The following is a 19,103-nucleotide window of genomic DNA, read 5'->3' as shown; positions in this document are numbered from 1 at the left end:
GTCGGGGTCAAGTAGCGTCGAACCCGTGACCGGGTTCGACACGTTGGCCATCCATGCGGGGCAGGAGCCGGACCCGACGACGGGCTCGGTGGCCGTCCCGATCTACCAGACGTCGACGTACAAGCAGGACGGCGTCGGCGGCCTGCGCGGCGGGTATGAGTACAGCCGCAGCGCCAATCCCACCCGCACCGCGCTCGAGGAGGCGCTCGCCGCGCTCGAACACGGCGCTCGCGGGCTTGCGTTCGCCAGCGGGCTGGCCGCCGAGGACACCCTGCTGCGCGCCGTCTGCCGGCCCGGCGATCACGTGATCCTGCCCGGCGACGCGTACGGCGGCACGTACCGCCTGGTCGCCCGGGTGCTCGCGGACTGGGGCCTGGAGTACACCGCCGTCCCGCTCGGCGACCTCGACGCGGTCCGCGCGGCGATCCGGCCGAGCACTCGGGTGGTCTGGTGCGAGACGCCGACGAACCCGCTGCTCGCCATCGCCGACATCGCCGGGCTGGCCACGATCGCGCACGCGGCCGACGCGCTGCTGGTCGTGGACAACACCTTCGCCTCGCCCTACCTGCAACAGCCCATCGCGCTCGGCGCGGACGTGGTCGTCCACTCGACGACGAAGTACCTCGGCGGCCACTCGGACGTAGTGGGCGGCGCGTTGATCGCGGCCGACGCCGAGCTGGGCGAGCAGCTCGGATTCCACCAGAACGCGATGGGCGCGGTGGCCGGGCCGTTCGACGCGTGGCTGGTGCTGCGCGGCATCAAGACGCTCGGCGTGCGGATGGACCGGCACTGCGCGAACGCCGAGAGGATCGTCGAATTCCTGGTCGCGCACCCGGCGGTGTCCCAGGTGCTGTACCCAGGTTTGCCGGAGCACCCGGGCCACGAGATCGCGGCGCGCCAGATGAGCGGCTTCGGCGGCATGGTGTCCGTCCGTCTGCGCGGCGGCGAGGAGACGGCGCTCAAGCTGTGCGGCCTGGTGTCGGTCTTCACCCTCGGCGAGTCGCTCGGCGGCGTCGAGTCGCTGATCGAGCACCCCGGGCGGATGACGCACGCCAGCGTCGCCGGCTCGCCGCTGGAGGTGCCGAACGACCTCGTGCGGCTGTCGGTCGGCATCGAGAACGTCGAGGACCTGTTGGCCGACCTCGCCTCAGCCCTCGCGTAATCCTTCGCCCAGCGCGCGCCACTCGGATTCGAGGATCGCGAAGTCGATCTCCGTTGCCCACTCGCCCTTGAACCACTCGTTCTCCACGAGGACGGCTTCCTGCCGCATGCCGAGCCGCCGCAGCACGGCGGCCGAGGGGTCGTTGCGCGCGTCAATGCGCGCGATGACGCGGTGCAGGCCTAAGCCGTCGAAACCGAGCGAGAGCAGTGCTCTCCCCGCCTCCGTGGCGTAACCGCAGCCGCCGTGGTCGGGGTTGAAGACGTAGCCGATCTCGCCGAGCCGGTGCTCCGCGCTGCGGTAGAAGAGCAGCACGTCGCCGACCAGCGTGCCGCCGTCGCGCAGCAGCACCGCCAGGTTGAGCGCCTGGCCCTCGCCGTCGAGGGTCGAGCGCGCGGCGTCGCGGGTCATCCACTCCACCACTTGCTCGCGGCTGCGCGGGCCGCGTGGGATGTAGCGGCACACCTCGGGTCGGGACGCGTAGTCGTGCACCGCGTCGACGTCCGTGGCGGGATCGAGCGGACGCAGCAGCAGCCGATCCGTCTGGATCGGGTAGCCCGGGCTCAGCATCAGCTCAAAGTAGCGCCGGGATAGGTAGCGTCGAGGTGTGGACTGCTCGGTGGGCGCGATCTGGGACGAGGCCTACCTCGCCTACGACTTCGGCGACCACCCGCTGAACCCGGTGCGGCTGGATCTCACCATCCGCCTCGCGCGCGAGCTGGGCGTGCTCGACCGCGTCGAGCTGATTTCGCCACGGCCGGCGGAGGAGCAGCAGCTGTTGACCGTCCACGACGCCGGTTACCTGGCCGCCGTCCGCGCCGCGAGCACGGACCCGACGTTCACCGGCTACGGGCTCGGCACCGTCGACGACCCGGTGTTCGCCGGCATGTACGACGCGGCGGCGCTGATCGCCGGCGGCTCTGCGCAGGCAGCGCTGCGGATGTGGCGCGGCGAAGTGGCGCACGCGGTGAACATCGCCGGCGGCCTGCACCACGCGATGCGCGGCCGCGCCGCCGGCTTCTGCGTGTTCAACGACGCCGTGCTCGCCATTCGCACGCTGCTGGCCGAGGGCGCGGCGCGCGTCGCGTACGTCGACATCGACGTGCACCACGGCGACGGCGTGCAGGCCGCGTTCTACGACGACCCGCGGGTGCTCACCATCAGCCTGCATCAGGACCCGCGCACGCTGTTCCCAGGCACCGGCCTGCCGTCCGAACTCGGCAACGGCGCGGCCGAGGGCACCTCGGTGAACGTCGCGCTGCCGCCGGGCACCGACGACGTCGGCTGGCTGCGCGCCTTTCGCGCGGTCGTGCCGGGCGCGGTGCGGGCGTTCCGGCCGGACGTGCTCGTGAGCCAGTGTGGCTGCGACACCCATCATGAGGATCCGCTCGCGAACCTCGAGCTGACCGTCGACGGCCAGCGGGCCGCCATCGCCGAGATGCACGCCCTCGCGCACGAGGTCGCCGACGGCAAGTGGCTAGTTCTGGGCGGCGGCGGGTACGGGCTGATCCGCTGCGTGCCGCGCACCTGGACGCATCTGCTCGCCGAGGCGACCGGGCGCGGCGTGCCGGCCGACACCGCCGTGCCGCCGGGCTGGGTCGCACACCTGCGTTCGCGCGGCGTGCAGGGCGCGCTGCCGGAGCGGATGGGGGAGCGGCCGGTGCCCGAGGTGACGCCCTGGCTGCCGGGCGGCGACGGCTGGCTGGACGGCGCCATCGGCGCCACCCGGCGCGCGGCGTTCCCGCTGCTCGGCCTCGATCCGGACGATCCGCGTGACTAGCGAGAGCCCCGAGGCGGGGCCGCCCGAGCCGCCGCCCGAGCCGCCGCCCGAGCCGCCGCCCGAGCCGCCGCGGCATTGGGAGGCCGACGTCGTGGCCGCCGACGGCGGGATCGTGCACCTGCGGCCGATCCGGCCCACGGACGCGGCGGCGGTGGTGCGTTTCCACGCCGGGCTGTCCCAGCGCACCCGCTACCTGCGCTACTTCTCCGCCTATCCCCGGATCCCGGAAAAGGACCTGTGGCGGTTCACCAACGTCGACCACCACCACCGCGTCGCGTTCGCCGTTGAACTGGCCGGGGAGATCATCGCAATCGGCCGGTACGAGCGCACGCCTGGCGGCGACGACGCCGAGGTGGCGTTCGTGGTCGCCGACGCGCATCAGGGTCGCGGGATCGGCTCAGTGCTGCTCGAGCATCTGGCCGCCGCGGCGCGCGAGAGCGGCGTCCACCGGTTCGTCGCCGTGGTCCTCGCCGAGAACTCCGCCATGATCCGCGTGTTTCGAGATGCGGGCTACGAGACGACTCGGCACCTGGAGTACGGCGAGGTGACGCTCGAGTTCGACGTCGGCGAAACGACGGTGACCGAGGCGGTGATGCGCGAACGCGAGCAGCGGGCCGAGGCGCGCTCGATCGCCCGGCTGCTGCACCCGAAGTCGGTCGCAGTAGTCGGGGCGAGCAACGACGCCGGCAAGATCGGGCACGCGGTATTCGCCAACCTGCTGCGGATGGGCCTCGACGGGCCGCTGTACCCGGTGAACGCTGAGGCCCGGCACGTCGGCGGCGTGCGTGCATACCCTTCGGTATTGGATGTTCCGGACGACATCGACCTCGCGGTGATCGCGGTGCCCGCGGCCGCCGTGCCGGAGGTCGTCGGCCAGTGCGCCGAGCGAGGCGTGCACGGGCTGGTCGTGATCTCCGGCGACTTCGGCGAGCGGGGCACGGCAGGCGAGCGCGAGGCCGGCCGCAAGGCGCAGAGCGAGCTCGTGGGCGCGGCCCGGGTGCGCGGCATGCGGGTCGTCGGGCCCAACTGCTTGGGCATCGTCAACACCGACCCAGTGGTGCGGCTGAACGCCTCGCTCGCGCCGCTGCCGCCGCTGACCGGCCGGGCCGGGTTCTTCTGCCAATCGGGCGCGCTCGGCGTCGCGGTGCTCGGCGAGGCGGCGCGCCGCGGGCTCGGCGTGTCGACGTTCGTGTCGGCGGGGAACCGCGCCGACGTCTCGGGCAACGACCTGCTGCAGTACTGGGAGACCGATCCGGCCACCGATGTCGTGCTGATGTACCTGGAGAGTTTCGGCAACCCGCGCAAGTTCGCCCGGCTGGCCCGTCGGCTCGGCCGGACGAAGCCGATCGTGGCAGTCAAAGCGGGCGCCGGCCCGGTCGTCGCCGGCCTGGCGCACACCACCGTCGACGTACCCGAAGTGAGCCTGCGCGCGCTGTTCGAAGCGTCCGGGGTGATCCGGGTGGACACCGTCGGCGACCTGTTCGACGTCGCGCTGCTGCTGACGTCTCAGCCGCTGCCGCGCGGCTCCCGGATCGCCGTCGTGGGCAACTCGACCGCGCTCGGCGTGCTGGTGACGAACGCCCTCGCCGAAGAGGGGTTGCTGCTGGCCAGGTTGGACGACGTCGGCGTGGACGCGGCGTCGGACGTCTTCGAGACCGCGCTGCGCACGGCGCTCGCGGACGACGAGGTGGACGTGGTCGTGGTGGTGTTCGTGCCGCCGTTGCAGCGCGGCTCGTCGGAACAGGTCGCCGTGGCGGTGCGCACGGTCGCGGCCGAGGGCGACAAGCCGGTGCTGTCGACGTTCTTGGGCTTCGAGGGCGTGCCCGGCGGGCTCGCGGCGGTCGGCGACACGTCGCCGGCGCCCGGCTCGATTCCGTCCTACCCGTCACCCGAACGGGCGGTCCGGGCGCTGGCCCGTACCTGTAGGTATGCCACCTGGCGGCGACGGGCGCCGGGCGTCGTGCCGGCCCTCGACGGCATGGAGGTGGGCGAGGCGCGGGTGTTCGCCCGCCGGGTCCTCGCCGGCGTCCCGGCCGGCCGCGAGCTCGACGAGGACGAGGCGCGCACGCTGCTGGCTTCGGCTGGGATCACCCTCGGAGTTGGCCCCGCGGCGGCGCGACAGGCCGATGGGGCCGCCGCCACGGGGCCGAGTGCGGAGGGCGAGCGCGGCGTCGAGGTGACGATGTCCGCGCACGACGACCGGTCGTTCGGGGCGCTGGTGTCGTTCGGGCTGAGCGGGGTGGCCACCGATCTGCTCGGCGACCGCGCATACGCCGCGGTGCCGCTGACGGACGCGGACGCCGTCGAGCTGATCGGCGCGCCGCGGGCGGCCCCGCTGCTGAACGGATACGGCGGGCGCGAGCCGACCGACCGCGCCGCGCTCGCCGACCTCGCGCTGCGGCTGTCCGCGCTGGCCGACGCGCTGCCGGAGATGATGGCGGCGACGCTGTCGATCAGCGCGGCGCGCGCGGGCGCGACGGTGACCGCGGCGCAGATCCGGCTGGGCGCGCCCAACGCCCGGCCGGACACCGGCCCGCGCCGGCTGTCCGGCTTCTGACCTGCTGAACTTCTTTTGTTGATGATCTCGGCTGGACCCTGCGTTTTCGCACGGTCCAGCCGAGATCATCGATGAGTTGTCAGGAGTGGATGGGCGAGCCGTGCGCCGTCGCGGTGGGCTGAGTCGCGGTGGGCAGCGTGGCCGTGGGGAACGTCCGCGTCGGCGGGGTGGCGCCACGGTTCGGCAGGAGCTTGTCGAGAGTCGGCACCAGCTGTTTGGGCGGGGTCCAGTCGTAGCGGACCGCGATCCCGTTGGTGACCGGCGTCTGGCACGCGGGCGCCCCGATCAACGCGGTGACCGGCGTCAGCGTCGAACCGTCGGTTTGGACGCCGTAGATCGCGAGCGAACGCGCGTTGACGCTGCGCAGCATCGGGCACATCGTCTGCGGCCGGATCGACGCGGCATGCTCGAGGCTGTCGACCAGCAGGTGAGCGGCGGCCCCGGTCAGCACGAGCCGAGTCTGAGGCGTCGAGGTCGCCGGCGAGCCGGGCTGCGGCACGAGGGCGCCGTAGGCGCAGACGACCACGCTCGTCACCGGCGCCCCGAACAGCGGCCCGGTCGTCGGCTGCGCCGCCCCAGCGCGCGCGGTGCTCGGTTCGGCCGCCGGGCAGGCCGGTCGCCCTGGGCTGCCTGCTCGCGCCGTCGGCGGGCTCGGCGACGTCAATGCGCTGGACGGATTCGGCCCGTCTCCGGCGGCGTGCCGGTTGGTCGAGCTGCCCGCGGACTGCCACAGCGCGAGGCTGGTGGCGCCGGCGGCCACGACGACAGCCGCGGCCGCGCCGGACAGCAGCCGGACGCGACGTTGGCGCCGATGCGCCGTCGCGTTGCTGATCAGACGATCCGCGTCCACGCCGTCGCCCTCGCCAGCACGCAAGGCGGAGCGCAGCTCCTCCTCGGTCGGGCTCATCGCTGCGCTCGGTGACTTGCTTCGCCTGCGGTGCACCATTGTTTCGCTCGCTGACCCGCGCTCATCGGGCACCTCCTGCCGCGCTGGCGGCGTCAACGCGCAATCGCGCGAGGGCACGGGCGCAGCTGCTCTTCACTGTGCCGAGCGGCATGCCGAGGGCCGCTGCGGTGTCCTGCTCGGACAGGTCGCAGTAGTAGCGGAGCACGACGACCGCGCGATCGCGCGCGGCCAGGCTGGCGAGCAGCCGGCGGAGCTCGTCCCGAGCGTCGGAGGCCGGGAAGTCGCCCTCAGCAGGCACATCAGGGAGCGTCGCCACCGGCCGTTCGCCCCACCACTTGCGCCGCGTGGAATCGACGTGCGCGGTGACGAGCGCGCGGCGGGCGTAGGCGAGCGGCGCGTCGATGCCGTCCCACTTCAGATAGAGCTTGGTCAATGTCGTCTGCACGAGATCCTCGCCGCGGTGCCGGTCGCCGGTCAGCAGGCGCGCGGCGTGCAGCAGCGTCGCGCCGTTCGCCTCGACGAACGAGCGAAACCCGGCTTCGTCGCGCATTTGCCGAACCCCCTCGTTAGTGGGACGAGTCGGCGCCGTCGGGAAGTTTCACCTGGACGCCGATCATCGTCAGCCGCCGGGCTTGTAGACCATCAGCACGACGATCGCGGCGAACAGCAACGCCACGACGCCACCCGCAGCGCCAACCCGCCCAGTCAAGGCGATCACCGAGTCCTGCGCCTCGATCTGCTTGGTCGCCCGGTCCAGCGTCGGGACGAGCAGCGCCAGGACGATGCCGACGGCGAGCAACCACAGCAGCAGCGACAGCCAGATCCAGGTGTCGCTGAACTCGGCCAGCCGGTCGCTGTGGCCACCACCGACGTAGTCCACGCCGCTGCGAGGGACGCCGGAGTAGCTGATGAAGCCAATTGACGGCCGCTTCTGGGACATGAGCGCGAAACCGGCGCCGACGACCAACACCGACACATAGGCGTAGATGCGCAGCACCCGCGCCGACGACTTCGTCGCCGCGCCGTCGCCGTGCCGGATCCCGCGCGCCGCAGTCGTGGCGGCGTGCGCGAGCGGGCCGATCGCGAAGACGGCGAACACCAGATGCAGAGCCAGCAGCAGTTTCAGCACGATCGCGAGGCTATCCGGCCTGCTCGATCAACGTCTGCACCGCAGGATGCCAGTGGCCGGCATAACGCTGCTGCAACTGCGGTATGCGCCAGTCGCCGCCTTCGATCACCTGCCGACAGCGGTACGTGCCGCAGTGGCACCACAGCAGGTAATCCGGATCGGCGATCGCGGTCGAGTAGTCCGCGGTGAGCTCCGTACCCGCAGGTATGTCATCGAGGGCGACGAGCGTGCGATCGTCCGTCCAGCCCAAGGTGGGGTCGCAGCTGTGGTTCAGCCCGCCGAACCCCGCTGGCGCAACGACCGGTTCGACGAATCGAACCACCACCGAACTGGCCGGGATCGGCGCGGCGGCGACCATGCCGACGCCGGCGATCATCGAACGCCCGGGTGCCGCTGACGGGTGCCAATCGTCCATCAGCTCGCGGCGCGCCGCTTCCCGCGGCGGCTGGACAGGTAGTCGGCGACCACGAACTCGCCGAGCGAGCCGCGCTTCGGCTGGAACACCCGGCCCCCGTTGCGACGGCCGAGATCCTGCATGAAGCTCACCAGCCGAGGGTCGTCATCGAGCATGAAGACATTGATCGTCGCGCCGCGCCGGGTGCACCGCTCGACCTCGGCGAGCGTCGCGGCGATCGTCTCCCGGGTTGGCGGCCAGGCGAAGTCGGCGAACCCGTCGGCGGCCAGATGCGCGGTGGGCTCGCCGTCGGTGATCACCAGGATCACCGGCTCCGCGCCGCGGTGCTTGTCCAGGTGCCGACGGGCCAGCATCAGCCCGTGCTGCAGGTTCGTGCCCTGCACGCGATCCCAGTCGTGGTCGACGAGCGCGCCCGGCGACATCACCCGGGCGTAGTCGCTGAAGCCGATGATCTCGATCGCGTCCTGCGGGTAGCGCGTCGTCACCAGCGAGTGCAGCGCGAGCGCGGTCGTCTTCGCCTCGCCCCACGTGCCGCGCAGCTCCATCGAGTAGGACATGTCGACCAGCAACGCGATCGCGGCCGATGATCGCCGCTCGGTCTCGACCACCTCGAAGTCCTCCGCGGACAGCTCGACCCGGCCGCCGCGGCCGCGCTGGACTGCGTTGCGCACGGTGCGCACGACGTCCAGGGGCTGCTCGTCGCCGAAGCGCCATTCGCGGCTCGCGCCGGTGATCTCGCCCGCGGCGCCGGCGTTGCGCACGTCGTGGCCGCCGCGGCCGCCGGACTCGATGAGCGCGAACACGCGCCGCAGCGCCGTGGCGCCGAGCCGCCTCAGCGCGCGGGGCGTGAGCCGCAGCCCGTCGCCGCCGCGCTGGACGTAGCCCTGCTCGCGCAGCTCGCGCTCGATGCGCCGCAGCTGCGCCATGTCCTCCACCGCAGCGCGGCCGAGCGCCCGTTCGATGAGCTCCTCGTCGATGTCGTCGAGGCTCGCGCCGGGGTAGTCCTGGCCGAGCAGCTCGTCGAGCTGGTCCAGGTCGGCGAGCTCGGCCAGGGCGCCGGTCGCGGCGGCGTAGCCCATTCCCTGCTCGCCGTCCATGCGTTGCCGGCCGCCCCACCGCAGATCGGGTCGCGCCGAGCGCAATCCCTGCTGCAGTCGGGACATCTCGTCGGCGAGGCCTGCCTGGCCAAGGGCATTGGACATCAGGTTGCCGAGCTCGGCCCGCTGCTCGGGGGTGAGCGAGTCCATGAGTTGCTGCGCGGCCGCGGCCCGCCGGGCGAGGGCGTCGATCAGCTCGTCGAGATCCTTTGGCTGCTCCGGAAAGAAGTCGCCGTATCGCTGCATGAACTCGTCGAACTGCTCCTGCGAGTGCTCGCCCCGGGCGTCCGCGTCGAGCATGTCGTTGAGCGATTGCATCATCTGCCGGATGCGCTCGAGGTCCTCTGGCGTCGCGTTCTGCAGCGCGTCCTTCATGCCGGCGAACTGCGCGTCCAGCACCTCGCTGCGCAGCAGCTCCTGGATCTGCTCGTACGCCTGCCGGGCCTCCGGCGAGCGCCACTGGTAGTCGGCGAGCTCGCGGACGGCGCGCGCGGTGTCGTTGGGCAGCGCGTCGAGCTCGGCCTCGGCCATCCGCGCGGCGTCGTCTGGGATCGGGAACAGCGCCCGCCGCTCCTCCTCCAACGCCGTGTCCAGCAGCTCGCGGACCTGGTCCAGCGTGCCGTCGAGGCGGCCCTGGCGGCGCAGGTCGCGGCTGCGCTCGCGGGCACGGCGGCGCAATGCGTCCAGCCCGTCCCGGCCGGTCGTGCCGCGGCGAAGCAGCCGGTTCAGCGCCGCCCGGGGGGACATGCCGGCGAGCACGTCGTCGCCGACCTCGTCCAGCGCGTCGCGGATGTCGTACGGCGGCTCGAGCGGATCCGGACCGCCCTGCCAGGCCCCGTAACGCACTGCCATGGCTGCCTCCGCAAACGTCGCCGCCGCCGTCCAGAGCAACGGTAGTCACCGACCGGCCCGGATGCGCGTGACTGGCGCCGCGAGGTGCGGACGAACGCCGCGACGCAAGTCCCGATCATGGTGCGGGTAGGACGACCAGCATGCCGCCTCCGGGCCTATTCTCCCATCACCGCCGGTGGAGGTGGGCTGAGCGGACAGCCTGCGCAATGCGCGGTGGAGCCGTGCGTGTCAGTGGCGGAAGACTGGTCCCATGACCGTCCCATCTGCATGCGACTCCGCGCCGCACGTGCTCTCGGTCAATATCGGCGTCGCGGAGCCGAATCCGTACAAGCGGACGCGCAGCACCGGGATCGGCAAGCGGCCGGTCCAACGCTCGGTCGAGGTGCGCCGGCCCGGCCCGAAGCGCGGTGGTCTCGGCAGCGGGCTCGTGGGCGACCACATCGGCGACACCAGACATCACGGCGGCGATGAGCAGGCTGTGTACGCCTTCGCCCGCGAGGACCTCGACCGGTGGGAGCGGCGGCTCGGCCGTCCGCTCGCCAACGGCGCCTTCGGTGAGAACCTCACCACCGTCGGCATCGACCCGAATGACTCGCGGATCGGCGAGGTCTGGCAGATCGGGCGGAGCGTTCAGCTGCAGGTGACCGCGCCGCGGGTGCCGTGTGCGACTTTCCGCGGGTGGATCGGCGAGCCGGGTTGGCTGAAGACATTCGCCGCGGACGCGCGGTCCGGCGCGTATTTCCGAGTGCTCAACCCTGGGCAGATCTGCGGCGGCGACCCCATCGGGGTGCTCCATCGGCCGTCGCACGATGTCACCGTCAGCCTCGCCCACCGAGCGCTGCTCGGCGAGCCGCAGTTGCTGCCGATGCTTCTCGCAGCGGGCGAAGACCTGCCCGCCGACATCGCGGCGCAAGCCAACGCCTGGACGTCGTAGCGGAAGTCGCGGCAGTAGCGTGGAAGCTGCGACACGACCGCGCGGACGACGGTGACATGATGTCGCCCGACGTCCCCGCATTGACAAGTTGGGGAGGCTGGTCAGGCGCCGTAGACGGTGCGCGCGCCGTCGGAGTCCTTGGCCAGCCGACGGTTGAGGTAGAGCCCCTCGAGCGCGAACTCGAGGACCGACGCGGCGACGCCGACCGCGGTCGAGCCCTCGCCCACCCCGTCCGGCTCGAGCCGGTCGAGCAGCGCCGACAACACCGGCACCGGCCCGAGCTGCGTCAGCAACTCCTGCGCCGGCACCGCGTCGCCCGTCGTCACCGTCAAGCCGCCGTCGAAGCGGTCTTGCAGCGGCCGCAGATCAAGTCCGGCGAGCCGCGATCGATAGGTCTCGACGATGGCGCGGCGCAGCAGGTGGTCGAGCACCTCGAACTCGCGGCCCTCGTCCGCGTCGTCGAACTCCACCTTGCCGCGGGAGGCCGGCACGATCGTCGGCAGGTCGCACACCCGCGCGACGGCGGCTGGTTCACCGGTGCGGGCGGCCCGGCGCACCGCGGCCGCGGCGACCGTCTCGACCGCGCCGATCGCGAAGCGGGCCGAGACGCCCGAGCGCTGGTCCACCTGCGGCGCGTCGCGCACGGCGCGGGCGAACCGGCCGATCACCTCCAGCAGGTGGGACGGCACGAGTGGCGCCGCAAAGGCGTTGCGCTCGGTGTCGTCCCACAGCACCGCAGCCTCCTGCGCGATGAGGGACAGCTCGTCGGTGAGCTCAAGCGGGTAGTGGGTCCGGACTTCGGCGCCGAAACGGTCCTTGAGCGGCGTGATGATCCGTCCGCGGTTCGTGTAGTCCTCAGGGTTCGCGCTCGCGACGACGAGCAGGTCGAGCGGCAATCGCAACTGATAGCCGCGCACCTGGATGTCGCGTTCTTCGAGCACGTTGAGCAGCGCGACCTGGATCCGCTCGGCGAGGTCGGGCAGCTCGTTGATCGCGAAGATGCCGCGGTTGGTGCGGGGCACCAGGCCGTAGTGGACGGTCTCCGGGTCGCCCAGCACGCGGCCCTGCGCGACCTTGATCGGGTCGATGTCGCCGATCAGGTCGCCGACGCTGGTGTCCGGTGTCGCGAGCTTCTCACCGAACCGGTCGGTGCGGTGCTTCCAGGCGATCGCCACCAGGTCGCCCTCGGTGGCCAGCAGCGACAGGCAGCGCGTGCAGACCGGGGCGTACGGATGGTCGTTGATCTCGCAACCGGCCACGACCGGCGTCCACTCGTCGAGCAGGCCGAGCAACGTGCGGATCAACCGGGTCTTGCCCTGCCCGCGCTCGCCGAGCAGCACCAGGTCGTGCCCGGCCAGCAACGCCCGCTCGACCTCGGGGACGACCGTGTCGTCGAAGCCGACGATGCCGGGCAGCGACGGCTCGCCGGCGGCGAGCCGGGCGATCAGGTTGTCGCGGATCTCGGTCTTGACCGAGCGGTGGACGTGTCCTGTGGCGCGCAGTTCGCCGAGGGTGGCGATTGCCGGTGATGTCACCTCGTCGACGCTACGACCCGCGGGCAAGCCGCGCCACGGACGGCGACCGGCGCGCGAGCGGAAAAGCTCAGCCGACGAACGGCTTGGCGGTGACCAGCGCGACCTTCATGATCTTGCCGGTCGGCGTCTCGTACTCGACGGTGTCGCCTTCGTTGGCGCCGGTCAGCGCCTTGCCCAGCGGCGACGCCGCGGAGTACACCTCGACGCCGGCCGTCTCGGCCTCTTCGCGCGAGCCGATCAGGAACGTCTCCTCGTCCTCGTCCCCGGCGAAGCGGACCGTGACGACCATGCCGGGCCCGGCGACTCCATCGCTGACTGGCGCCTCGCCGACCTTCGCCGACCGCAGCAGCGTCTGCAGCTGCACGATGCGGCCCTCCTGCTTGCCCTGCTCCTCGCGCGCCGCCTGGTAGCCGCCGTTCTCGCGCAGATCGCCCTCTTCGCGCCGGTCGTTGATCTCTTTGGCCATCACCGGACGGTTGGCGATGAGCTCCTCGAGTTCCCTCGACAGGCGGTCATAGGCATCCTGGGTGAGCCAGGTGGCAGGTGTTTCCTCGGTCGCGGGCACGGCAGAACTCCGGGGTTGAACGGACAGAAGCAATAAGCGAACGTAACACCGGACATGCCGGGCTCGGCAACTTCAAACCTCGCGGGGCCGGTCAGGGACAATGGCCGGGTGACCACCGAGCAGTTGCGGCTGATGGCCGTGCACGCGCATCCCGACGATGAGTCGAGCAAGGGCGCGGCGACCATGGCCCGCTATGTCGACGAAGGCGTCGACGTGCTGGTCGTGACCTGCACCGGCGGCGAGCGCGGGAGCATCCTGAACCCGGCGCTCGAAGGCCGCAAAGACATCGAGGACAACATCTCCGAGATCCGCCGCGCGGAGATGACCCGCGCCCGCGAAGTCCTCGGGGTCCGCCAGCACTGGCTCGGCTTCGTCGACTCCGGACTTCCTGAGGGCGATCCGCCGCCCCCGTTGCCCGAAGGATGTTTCGCCCTCGAACCGCTCGACGTCGCGGTCGAGCGCCTGGTGCGCGAGATCCGCGAGCAGCGCCCGCACGTGATCACCACCTACGACGAACTCGGCGGCTACCCGCATCCCGATCACATCCGCTGCCACGAGATCTCCGTCGCCGCGTTCGACGCCGCGGCTGACCCGGACCAGTTCCCGGACGCCGGCGAGCCGTGGCAGGCGCTCAAGCTCTATTACGACGTCGGCTTCTCGCTGGCGAAGTCGAAGGCGCTGCACGAGGCGCTGCTCGAGCGGGGCCTGGAATCGCCGTTCGAAGAGTGGTTCACCCGCCGCGAGGACTGGATGACCAAGCGCCGGCCGCCGCAGATCACCACGCGGGTGCCGGCCGGCGACTGGTTTGAGCGTCGCGACGCCGCGCTGCTCGCACACGCCACCCAGGTGGACCCGAACGGCTGGTTCTTCAAGATCCCGCTCGACGTCCAACGCGCCGTCTGGCCGACCGAGGACTACGAGCTCACCCGCTCGCTCGTCGACTCGCCGGTGCCCGAGGACGACCTGTTCGCCGGTGTGCGCGAGCACGTGGCGGCGTCATGATGGGGTCGTGACGATGACGGTGCTCGCGCGGACGCTCGGGAAGACAGGCGAGGCGGCGAAGTCCGGGCCGATCGGGCTGGCGATCATCTTGATCCTGTGCATCGCCTGCTACTTCCTGTTCAAATCGATGTCGAAGCATCTGAAGACGGTCCGCGAGGACTTCCCGACGGCCGCCGGTTCGAGCGACGCGAAGTCGACCGAGCTTCCGGCGAACGAGATCGCGCCGCCCGAGACCGCGACGGCCGAAATCGCACCGCTCGAGACCGCCGAGGCCGAATGCGACGCTCAGCTGGACGAGACCGCTCGGCCGGCCGACGGCGCGGCGCCCCGGGCGTAGCGGGCCGCGCGTTACGCTGCGCCGTCGCAGCGATCCGCTCGCTCAGCGCGGCTGGCTTGTGCACCTCGACCTGACCCGCCGAGCTGCATAAGGAAATGTCAGCGTGCGCCCCGACTCGATTGGCACGCTGGCCCGCACCCGGCCCTCGGCGTCCGGCTCGGACAGCGTCAACCTTGCCCGCCTGGCGGCGATCCGACCAAGCAGGAACAGCAGCGCCACCCCGTCCTTGGACAGCCTGACCTGGGCCGTTTCCCGGTAGACCCGCGTTGCGCGGCCGTGCAGCATGACGGCCGTCGGGGACGGGTGCCGGCCTGCAAACCAGCGTGCGCACGACGTCCGCCGGGGTCAGCACCAGCACGCCAGCGGTAAATCACGCGACGATTGTCGTCGGCGGTGGTTACCGGCGCCTGCCGCGGGCAGCCAAAGAAATCTGATCAAGTTTTCTCAAGTTCCTTGTCGACCGGCCGAACGGTACGGCGAGTAAGCACGGCGTGGGCCGGGCCACAGGCGTAAAGGATTTCGTTTCTATGGCGATTCGCCCGGTTGTGCCGTCCCGTATTCGTCGAGGTATTGCGGGAGCGTCCAGCGCGGCGCTGATTACTGCGCTCAGCCTCGTCGGTGCCGCTCCGGCGTCGGCAACCACCTTGCCGTGTACGGACGGTTCGACTCCGACTGTGCTTAGTACGGTGACGTGCACGTCGGCAGGTACTTACACCTTTGCGGTGCCAACCGGGACGACCAGCATCGACCTCCATGCCGTCGGCGGCGGTGGCGGTGGCAGCTACGTGGGGAGTACCACGTATGCAACCGGCGGCGATGGCGGGCACGTCAGCGGCACGGCCACCCTTCCCAACGGCACGGCGTACGTGAAGGTGATCGTCGGTTCCGGCGGCACCGGCGGAACCACGAACCCCACGGTCGGCGGTGGCGGCGCTTCGGCGATGTTCGCGTTGGATTCAAGCCACGCCCTGCTCAGCAAGCTCGCCATCGCCGGAGGCGGTGGCGGCTCGTCCTATTACGGCAATGGCGGCGACGCGGGTGCTGACGGAACGACGAATGACAGTTACCACGAGGGCGAGGTGGTGGCGTCAACGATAGGAGCCCCCGGGCAGGGGGCTTCCGCATCGACCGGCGGTGCGGGGGGCTATGGCCGCTTGCATCACGGAAGTGACGGCGCGAACGATGATCCGACCACCGCCACGGTGGCTGCCGGTGGTGATGGCGGCGACTTTTACGGCAGCGGCGGCGGTCAGGGCGGATCCGGCTACGGTGGCGGTGGTGGCGGTGGCACGGGACAAGATCAAGGATCGGGCGCAACTGCTTATGGTGGCGGTGGCGGTGGTTCGTCCTACCTGTCCAGCGCGGTCTCGTCACCCTCGATAGGCATCGCGACTGGTACCGGCGGACCGTACAACGCCGATGGAGTAACAGGTTCGGTCACTCTTACCTTCAATGGTGTCACCGATCCGGGCGCGCCGACAGGCGTCACAGCGACCCCCGGGAACACGCAGGCCACTGTGTCGTTCACTGCTCCGGCCAGTGACGGTGGCTCCACTATTACCGGCTACACGGCGACCTCGTCACCGGGCAGCATCACCGCAACGTGCACGAGTAGTCCCTGCGTGGTCCACGGTTTGACAAACGGCGTCGCGTACACGTTCACCGTGCACGCCACCAATATCCACGGTGACTCCGCCGAATCCTCGGCCTCGAGCGCGGTGACGCCGGCGTTGGTTCCGGGCGCTCCGACTGGTGCGTCGGCCACGGCGTCCAACGGTCAGGCGAGTGTCTCGTTCACGGCACCAGCCAGCGACGGCGGCTCGACGATCACCGGATACACCGCCACCTCCAGCCCCGGCGGCCACACCGGCACCTGCGTTTCCTCGCCGTGCACCGTGACCGGCTTGACCAACGGCACCGCCTACACCTTCACCGTGCATGCCACCAACGCGATCGGCGACTCAGCCGAGTCGACGGCAACGGCAGCGGTGACGCCGCTGTCTGCACCGGGAACGCCAACAGCGGTCAGCGCTTCGCCGGGCAACGGCCAGGCCACCATTTCCTTCACGGCGCCGACCAACACCGGCGGTACGGCGATCACCGGCTACACCGCCACCTCCACACCGGGCGGGTTCACCGGAACCTGCGTGAGCAGTCCGTGCGTCGTGCACGGGTTGACCAACGGCACCTCCTACACCTTCACCGTGCATGCCACCAACAGCGTTGGCGACTCCTCGGAGTCGACCGCGACGTCCGCGGTCGTGCCGGCCATGGTCCCCGGTGCGCCGACGGGTGCCAGCGCCACCGCGAGCGCGGGTCAGGCGCAGGTGTCGTTCACCGCGCCGTCGAGCACCGGCGGATCCGCCATCACCGGCTACACCGTTACGTCGAGCCCGGGTGGTCACATCGGCACCTGCGTGAGCAGCCCGTGCACGGTGACCGGTCTGACCAACGGCACCGCCTACACCTTCACCGTCCACGCCACCAACGCCATCGGAAACTCAGCTGAGTCGTCCGCGACGAGCGCTGTGACACCGCTGTCGGTTCCCGGAGCGCCGACTGCGGTGACCGCAACACCCGGTGACAGCCAGGCCAGCGTCGCGTTCACGGCTCCGTCCGACAACGGCGGCACGCCCATCACCGGCTACACCGCCACGTCGAGCCCCGGCGGTCACACCGCCACCTGCACGACCAGCCCGTGCACCGTGACCGGTCTGACCAACGGCACCACCTACACCTTCACCGTGATCGCGACGAACACCGTCGGCGATTCCGCGGCGTCCGCCGCCTCGAGCTCGGTGACCGCCGCTGCGGTGCCCGGCGCCCCGACCGGCGTGAGTGCCGTGCGTGGTGACGGTTCGGCCGAGGTCAGCTTCACCCCGCCGGTCAACGACGGCGGCTCAGCGATCACCGGTTATACGGCCACGTCCAGCCCCGGCGGTCTCACCGCAACCTGCGTGTCCTCGCCGTGCAGCGTCACGGGTCTGACCAACGGCACCGCATACACCTTCACGGTGCGTGCCACGAACACCACCGGCAACTCCGTGGCCTCGGCTGCCTCGGCGGCGATCACGCCGGCCACTGTGCCGGACGCACCCCGCGCGCTTACTGCAACGAGCCATAACGGTTCGATCGGCCTGTCGTTCACCGCGCCCGAATCGACGGGTGGCGCCGCCGTCACCAGCTACGAAGTCAGCCTCGACGGTGGAGCAACCTGGGGACCGCTGACCACGAGCGGCACCGCCACCTTGACAGCCACGATCAGCAACCTGACCAACGGTACGAACTACTCGATCAAGGTGCGGGCGGTCAACGCCGTCGGCGCGGGAACCGCGTCTGAACCAGTCATCGCCACGCCTACCACCACACCGGGGGCACCAACCGGCGTTACCGCCGTCGGCGGCGCCGGGCGGGCCACGGTGTCCTTCACCGCCCCCACCGCTACCGGCGGTGCGGCCGTCACCTCCTACACCGTCACTGCCACCCCCGGTTCGCGGACGGCAACGTGCACCGCCTCGCCGTGCACGATCACCGGCCTGACCAACGGCGTCAGCTACACCTTCACCGTCCACGCCCGCAACACCGCCGGCGATTCGGCAGAATCGAGCAGCAGCAACGCCGTAACCCCCAAGACCACCCCCGGCGCACCCAGCGACGTCACCACCACCGCGGCCGCGACAACAGTCGCCGTGACATTCAGCAGCCCGAACAACGGCGGCTCGCCGATCACCAGCTACCAGGTCTCCACCGACGGCGGCACAACCTGGCTGCCAATCACAGTCGCCGGCACCGCACCAGAACTGCACGCCTCGATTGACGGCCTCGCGGCGGGCACCACTTACCACCTCGTACTGCGGGCCCGGAACGCCGTTGGTACCGGTGCGGCTTCGACAAGTGCCGAGGTGACGACGCTTCCCGCGACCCTCGCCACTCCGACCGCGGTCGCAGGGATCTCCTCGGCAACGATCAGCTGGACGAAATCGAGCACCGCAACGGTGACCGGATACACCGTCTACGCCCACCCCGGCCCGGCAACCTGCACCACCACGTCCATCGACGACACCTCATGCCTCATCGGCGCAACCGCCGGAACCACGTACACCTACACCGTCGTCGCACACAGCCCAGCCGGTGATTCAACGTCATCAGCCGACTCCAGCGAGGTTGTGGCGGCAGATCCGGCGATTCCCGCGACCGCGCCGCTGAGCGCGCCGACCACGCTCACCACCACCGACGGTGTGCTGACCAAGGTCGATCCCGGCCAACGAGTCAAGGTCATCGGCACCGGGTTCGCGGCATACTCGACGGCAACCATCATCATCTACAGCACACCCATCGTGCTCGGCAGCGTCACCGCGGACGCACATGGCAACTTCACCAAATTGGTCACCGTACCCACCACACTCGCGGCTGGCTCGCATAACCTCGTCGCCTCGGGCGTCGATCCCGCCGGCGCGGTCCATGAAATCCGGATGCCGGTGAAGATCTTCGCCACCGCGACGTCGTCCAACGGATCGTCCGACGGAACGCTGGCCGGCACCGGCACACCGATACTTCAGCTGATCATCTGGGCCGCCTTCGCCGCCTCACTCGGTGCGCTGTTCCTCGTAGTGGGCGGACGGCGCCGCGAACAGGACGATTCGGCATAACGACATCGAGTGCCAATCCGGCTGGGCGATCCTTTCCAGTTCCCTGTCCGGGAAGTCGTGGACGATGACCTGTCGGGGTTGGTTGCCCGGCAGGTTCGCACTCACGCCTGCCGGCGGCGTAGTTGCCGAGCGGGCTGGCTCGCGGGGCAGCGACAGTTACGCTGCCGACGCCATGACGTACACCC

Annotated in this window: 15 protein-coding genes; 7 read left to right on the top strand and 8 right to left on the bottom strand. The window is 70.8% G+C overall.

Annotated elements, in window-relative coordinates:
* The first annotated feature begins 25 nt into the window (after positions 1-25).
* On the top strand, positions 26-1,162 hold the full coding sequence (locus ACFFBG_RS07180) for a cystathionine gamma-synthase (RefSeq protein WP_375477099.1): 1,137 nt from the start codon (positions 26-28) through the stop codon (positions 1,160-1,162).
* Here the strand turns inward: ACFFBG_RS07180 and ACFFBG_RS07175 are convergent.
* A complete protein-coding gene (locus ACFFBG_RS07175) occupies positions 1,148-1,729 on the bottom strand; it encodes a GNAT family N-acetyltransferase (RefSeq protein WP_375477097.1) in 582 nt (193 codons plus the stop codon). The two genes, ACFFBG_RS07180 and ACFFBG_RS07175, sit on opposite strands and share 15 nt — an antisense overlap.
* Before the next feature lie 37 nt (positions 1,730-1,766).
* On the opposite strand from ACFFBG_RS07175, the gene ACFFBG_RS07170 reads away from it, so the two are divergent.
* Entirely contained in the window at positions 1,767-2,939 is a 1,173-nt protein-coding gene (locus ACFFBG_RS07170; protein ID WP_375477095.1) for an acetoin utilization protein AcuC, read from the top strand.
* Positions 2,932-5,496 (top strand): GNAT family N-acetyltransferase, encoded by a 2,565-nt coding sequence (locus ACFFBG_RS07165; RefSeq protein WP_375477094.1) that lies wholly within the window; start codon positions 2,932-2,934, stop codon positions 5,494-5,496. The genes ACFFBG_RS07170 and ACFFBG_RS07165 overlap by 8 nt, the downstream gene beginning before the upstream one ends.
* Positions 5,497-5,575: 79 nt before the next feature.
* Here ACFFBG_RS07165 and ACFFBG_RS07160 read toward each other — a convergent pair whose 3' ends face one another.
* The 5 genes from ACFFBG_RS07160 to ACFFBG_RS07140 form a co-directional block, all read right to left on the bottom strand.
* On the bottom strand, positions 5,576-6,403 hold the full coding sequence (locus ACFFBG_RS07160) for a hypothetical protein (RefSeq protein WP_375477092.1): 828 nt from the start codon (positions 6,401-6,403) through the stop codon (positions 5,576-5,578).
* Between the two features lie 61 nt (positions 6,404-6,464).
* A complete protein-coding gene (locus tag ACFFBG_RS07155; RefSeq protein WP_375477090.1) occupies positions 6,465-6,953 on the bottom strand; it encodes a SigE family RNA polymerase sigma factor in 489 nt (162 codons plus the stop codon).
* A 69-nt stretch (positions 6,954-7,022) separates the two neighbouring features.
* The gene (locus ACFFBG_RS07150; RefSeq protein WP_375477088.1) at positions 7,023-7,532 is read right to left on the bottom strand and encodes a hypothetical protein; all 510 of its coding nucleotides are present in this window, start codon (positions 7,530-7,532) and stop codon (positions 7,023-7,025) included.
* A gap of 10 nt (positions 7,533-7,542) precedes the next feature.
* Entirely contained in the window at positions 7,543-7,908 is a 366-nt protein-coding gene (locus ACFFBG_RS07145) for an SET domain-containing protein-lysine N-methyltransferase (protein WP_375477086.1), read from the bottom strand.
* 38 nt (positions 7,909-7,946) lie between these two features.
* Positions 7,947-9,896: a VWA domain-containing protein gene (locus ACFFBG_RS07140; RefSeq protein ID WP_375477084.1), complete on the bottom strand. Its 1,950-nt coding sequence runs from the start codon at positions 9,894-9,896 to the stop codon at positions 7,947-7,949.
* Positions 9,897-10,146: 250 nt separating this feature from the next.
* Here ACFFBG_RS07140 and ACFFBG_RS07135 point away from each other — a divergent pair, with 250 nt between their 5' ends.
* A complete protein-coding gene (locus tag ACFFBG_RS07135) occupies positions 10,147-10,830 on the top strand; it encodes an MOSC domain-containing protein (RefSeq protein ID WP_375477082.1) in 684 nt (227 codons plus the stop codon).
* A gap of 101 nt (positions 10,831-10,931) precedes the next feature.
* Here the strand turns inward: ACFFBG_RS07135 and ACFFBG_RS07130 are convergent, their stop codons facing one another.
* Positions 10,932-12,365 (bottom strand): sigma 54-interacting transcriptional regulator, encoded by a 1,434-nt coding sequence (locus ACFFBG_RS07130; RefSeq protein WP_375477080.1) that lies wholly within the window; start codon positions 12,363-12,365, stop codon positions 10,932-10,934.
* A 67-nt stretch (positions 12,366-12,432) separates the two neighbouring features.
* A complete protein-coding gene (greA, locus tag ACFFBG_RS07125; protein WP_375477078.1) occupies positions 12,433-12,930 on the bottom strand; it encodes a transcription elongation factor GreA in 498 nt (165 codons plus the stop codon).
* A gap of 132 nt (positions 12,931-13,062) precedes the next feature.
* Between greA and mca the strand changes: the two genes are divergently transcribed.
* The 3 genes from mca (at position 13,063) to ACFFBG_RS07110 (ending at position 18,918) form a co-directional block, all read left to right on the top strand.
* Positions 13,063-13,932 (top strand): mycothiol conjugate amidase Mca, encoded by an 870-nt coding sequence (mca, locus tag ACFFBG_RS07120; protein WP_375477236.1) that lies wholly within the window; start codon positions 13,063-13,065, stop codon positions 13,930-13,932.
* Between the two features lie 7 nt (positions 13,933-13,939).
* Positions 13,940-14,269: a hypothetical protein gene (locus ACFFBG_RS07115; RefSeq protein WP_375477076.1), complete on the top strand. Its 330-nt coding sequence runs from the start codon at positions 13,940-13,942 to the stop codon at positions 14,267-14,269.
* Between the two features lie 527 nt (positions 14,270-14,796).
* A complete protein-coding gene (locus tag ACFFBG_RS07110; protein WP_375477074.1) occupies positions 14,797-18,918 on the top strand; it encodes a beta strand repeat-containing protein in 4,122 nt (1,373 codons plus the stop codon).
* Positions 18,919-19,103: the final 185 nt, after the last annotated feature.

Origin of the sequence: uncultured Jatrophihabitans sp. (assembly GCF_964251945.1) — a bacterium.
Lineage (GTDB): Bacteria > Actinomycetota > Actinomycetes > Mycobacteriales > Jatrophihabitantaceae > Jatrophihabitans.
The sequence above is the reverse complement of the archived record's forward strand: the minus strand, read 5'-3'. Positions and strand labels throughout refer to the sequence as shown.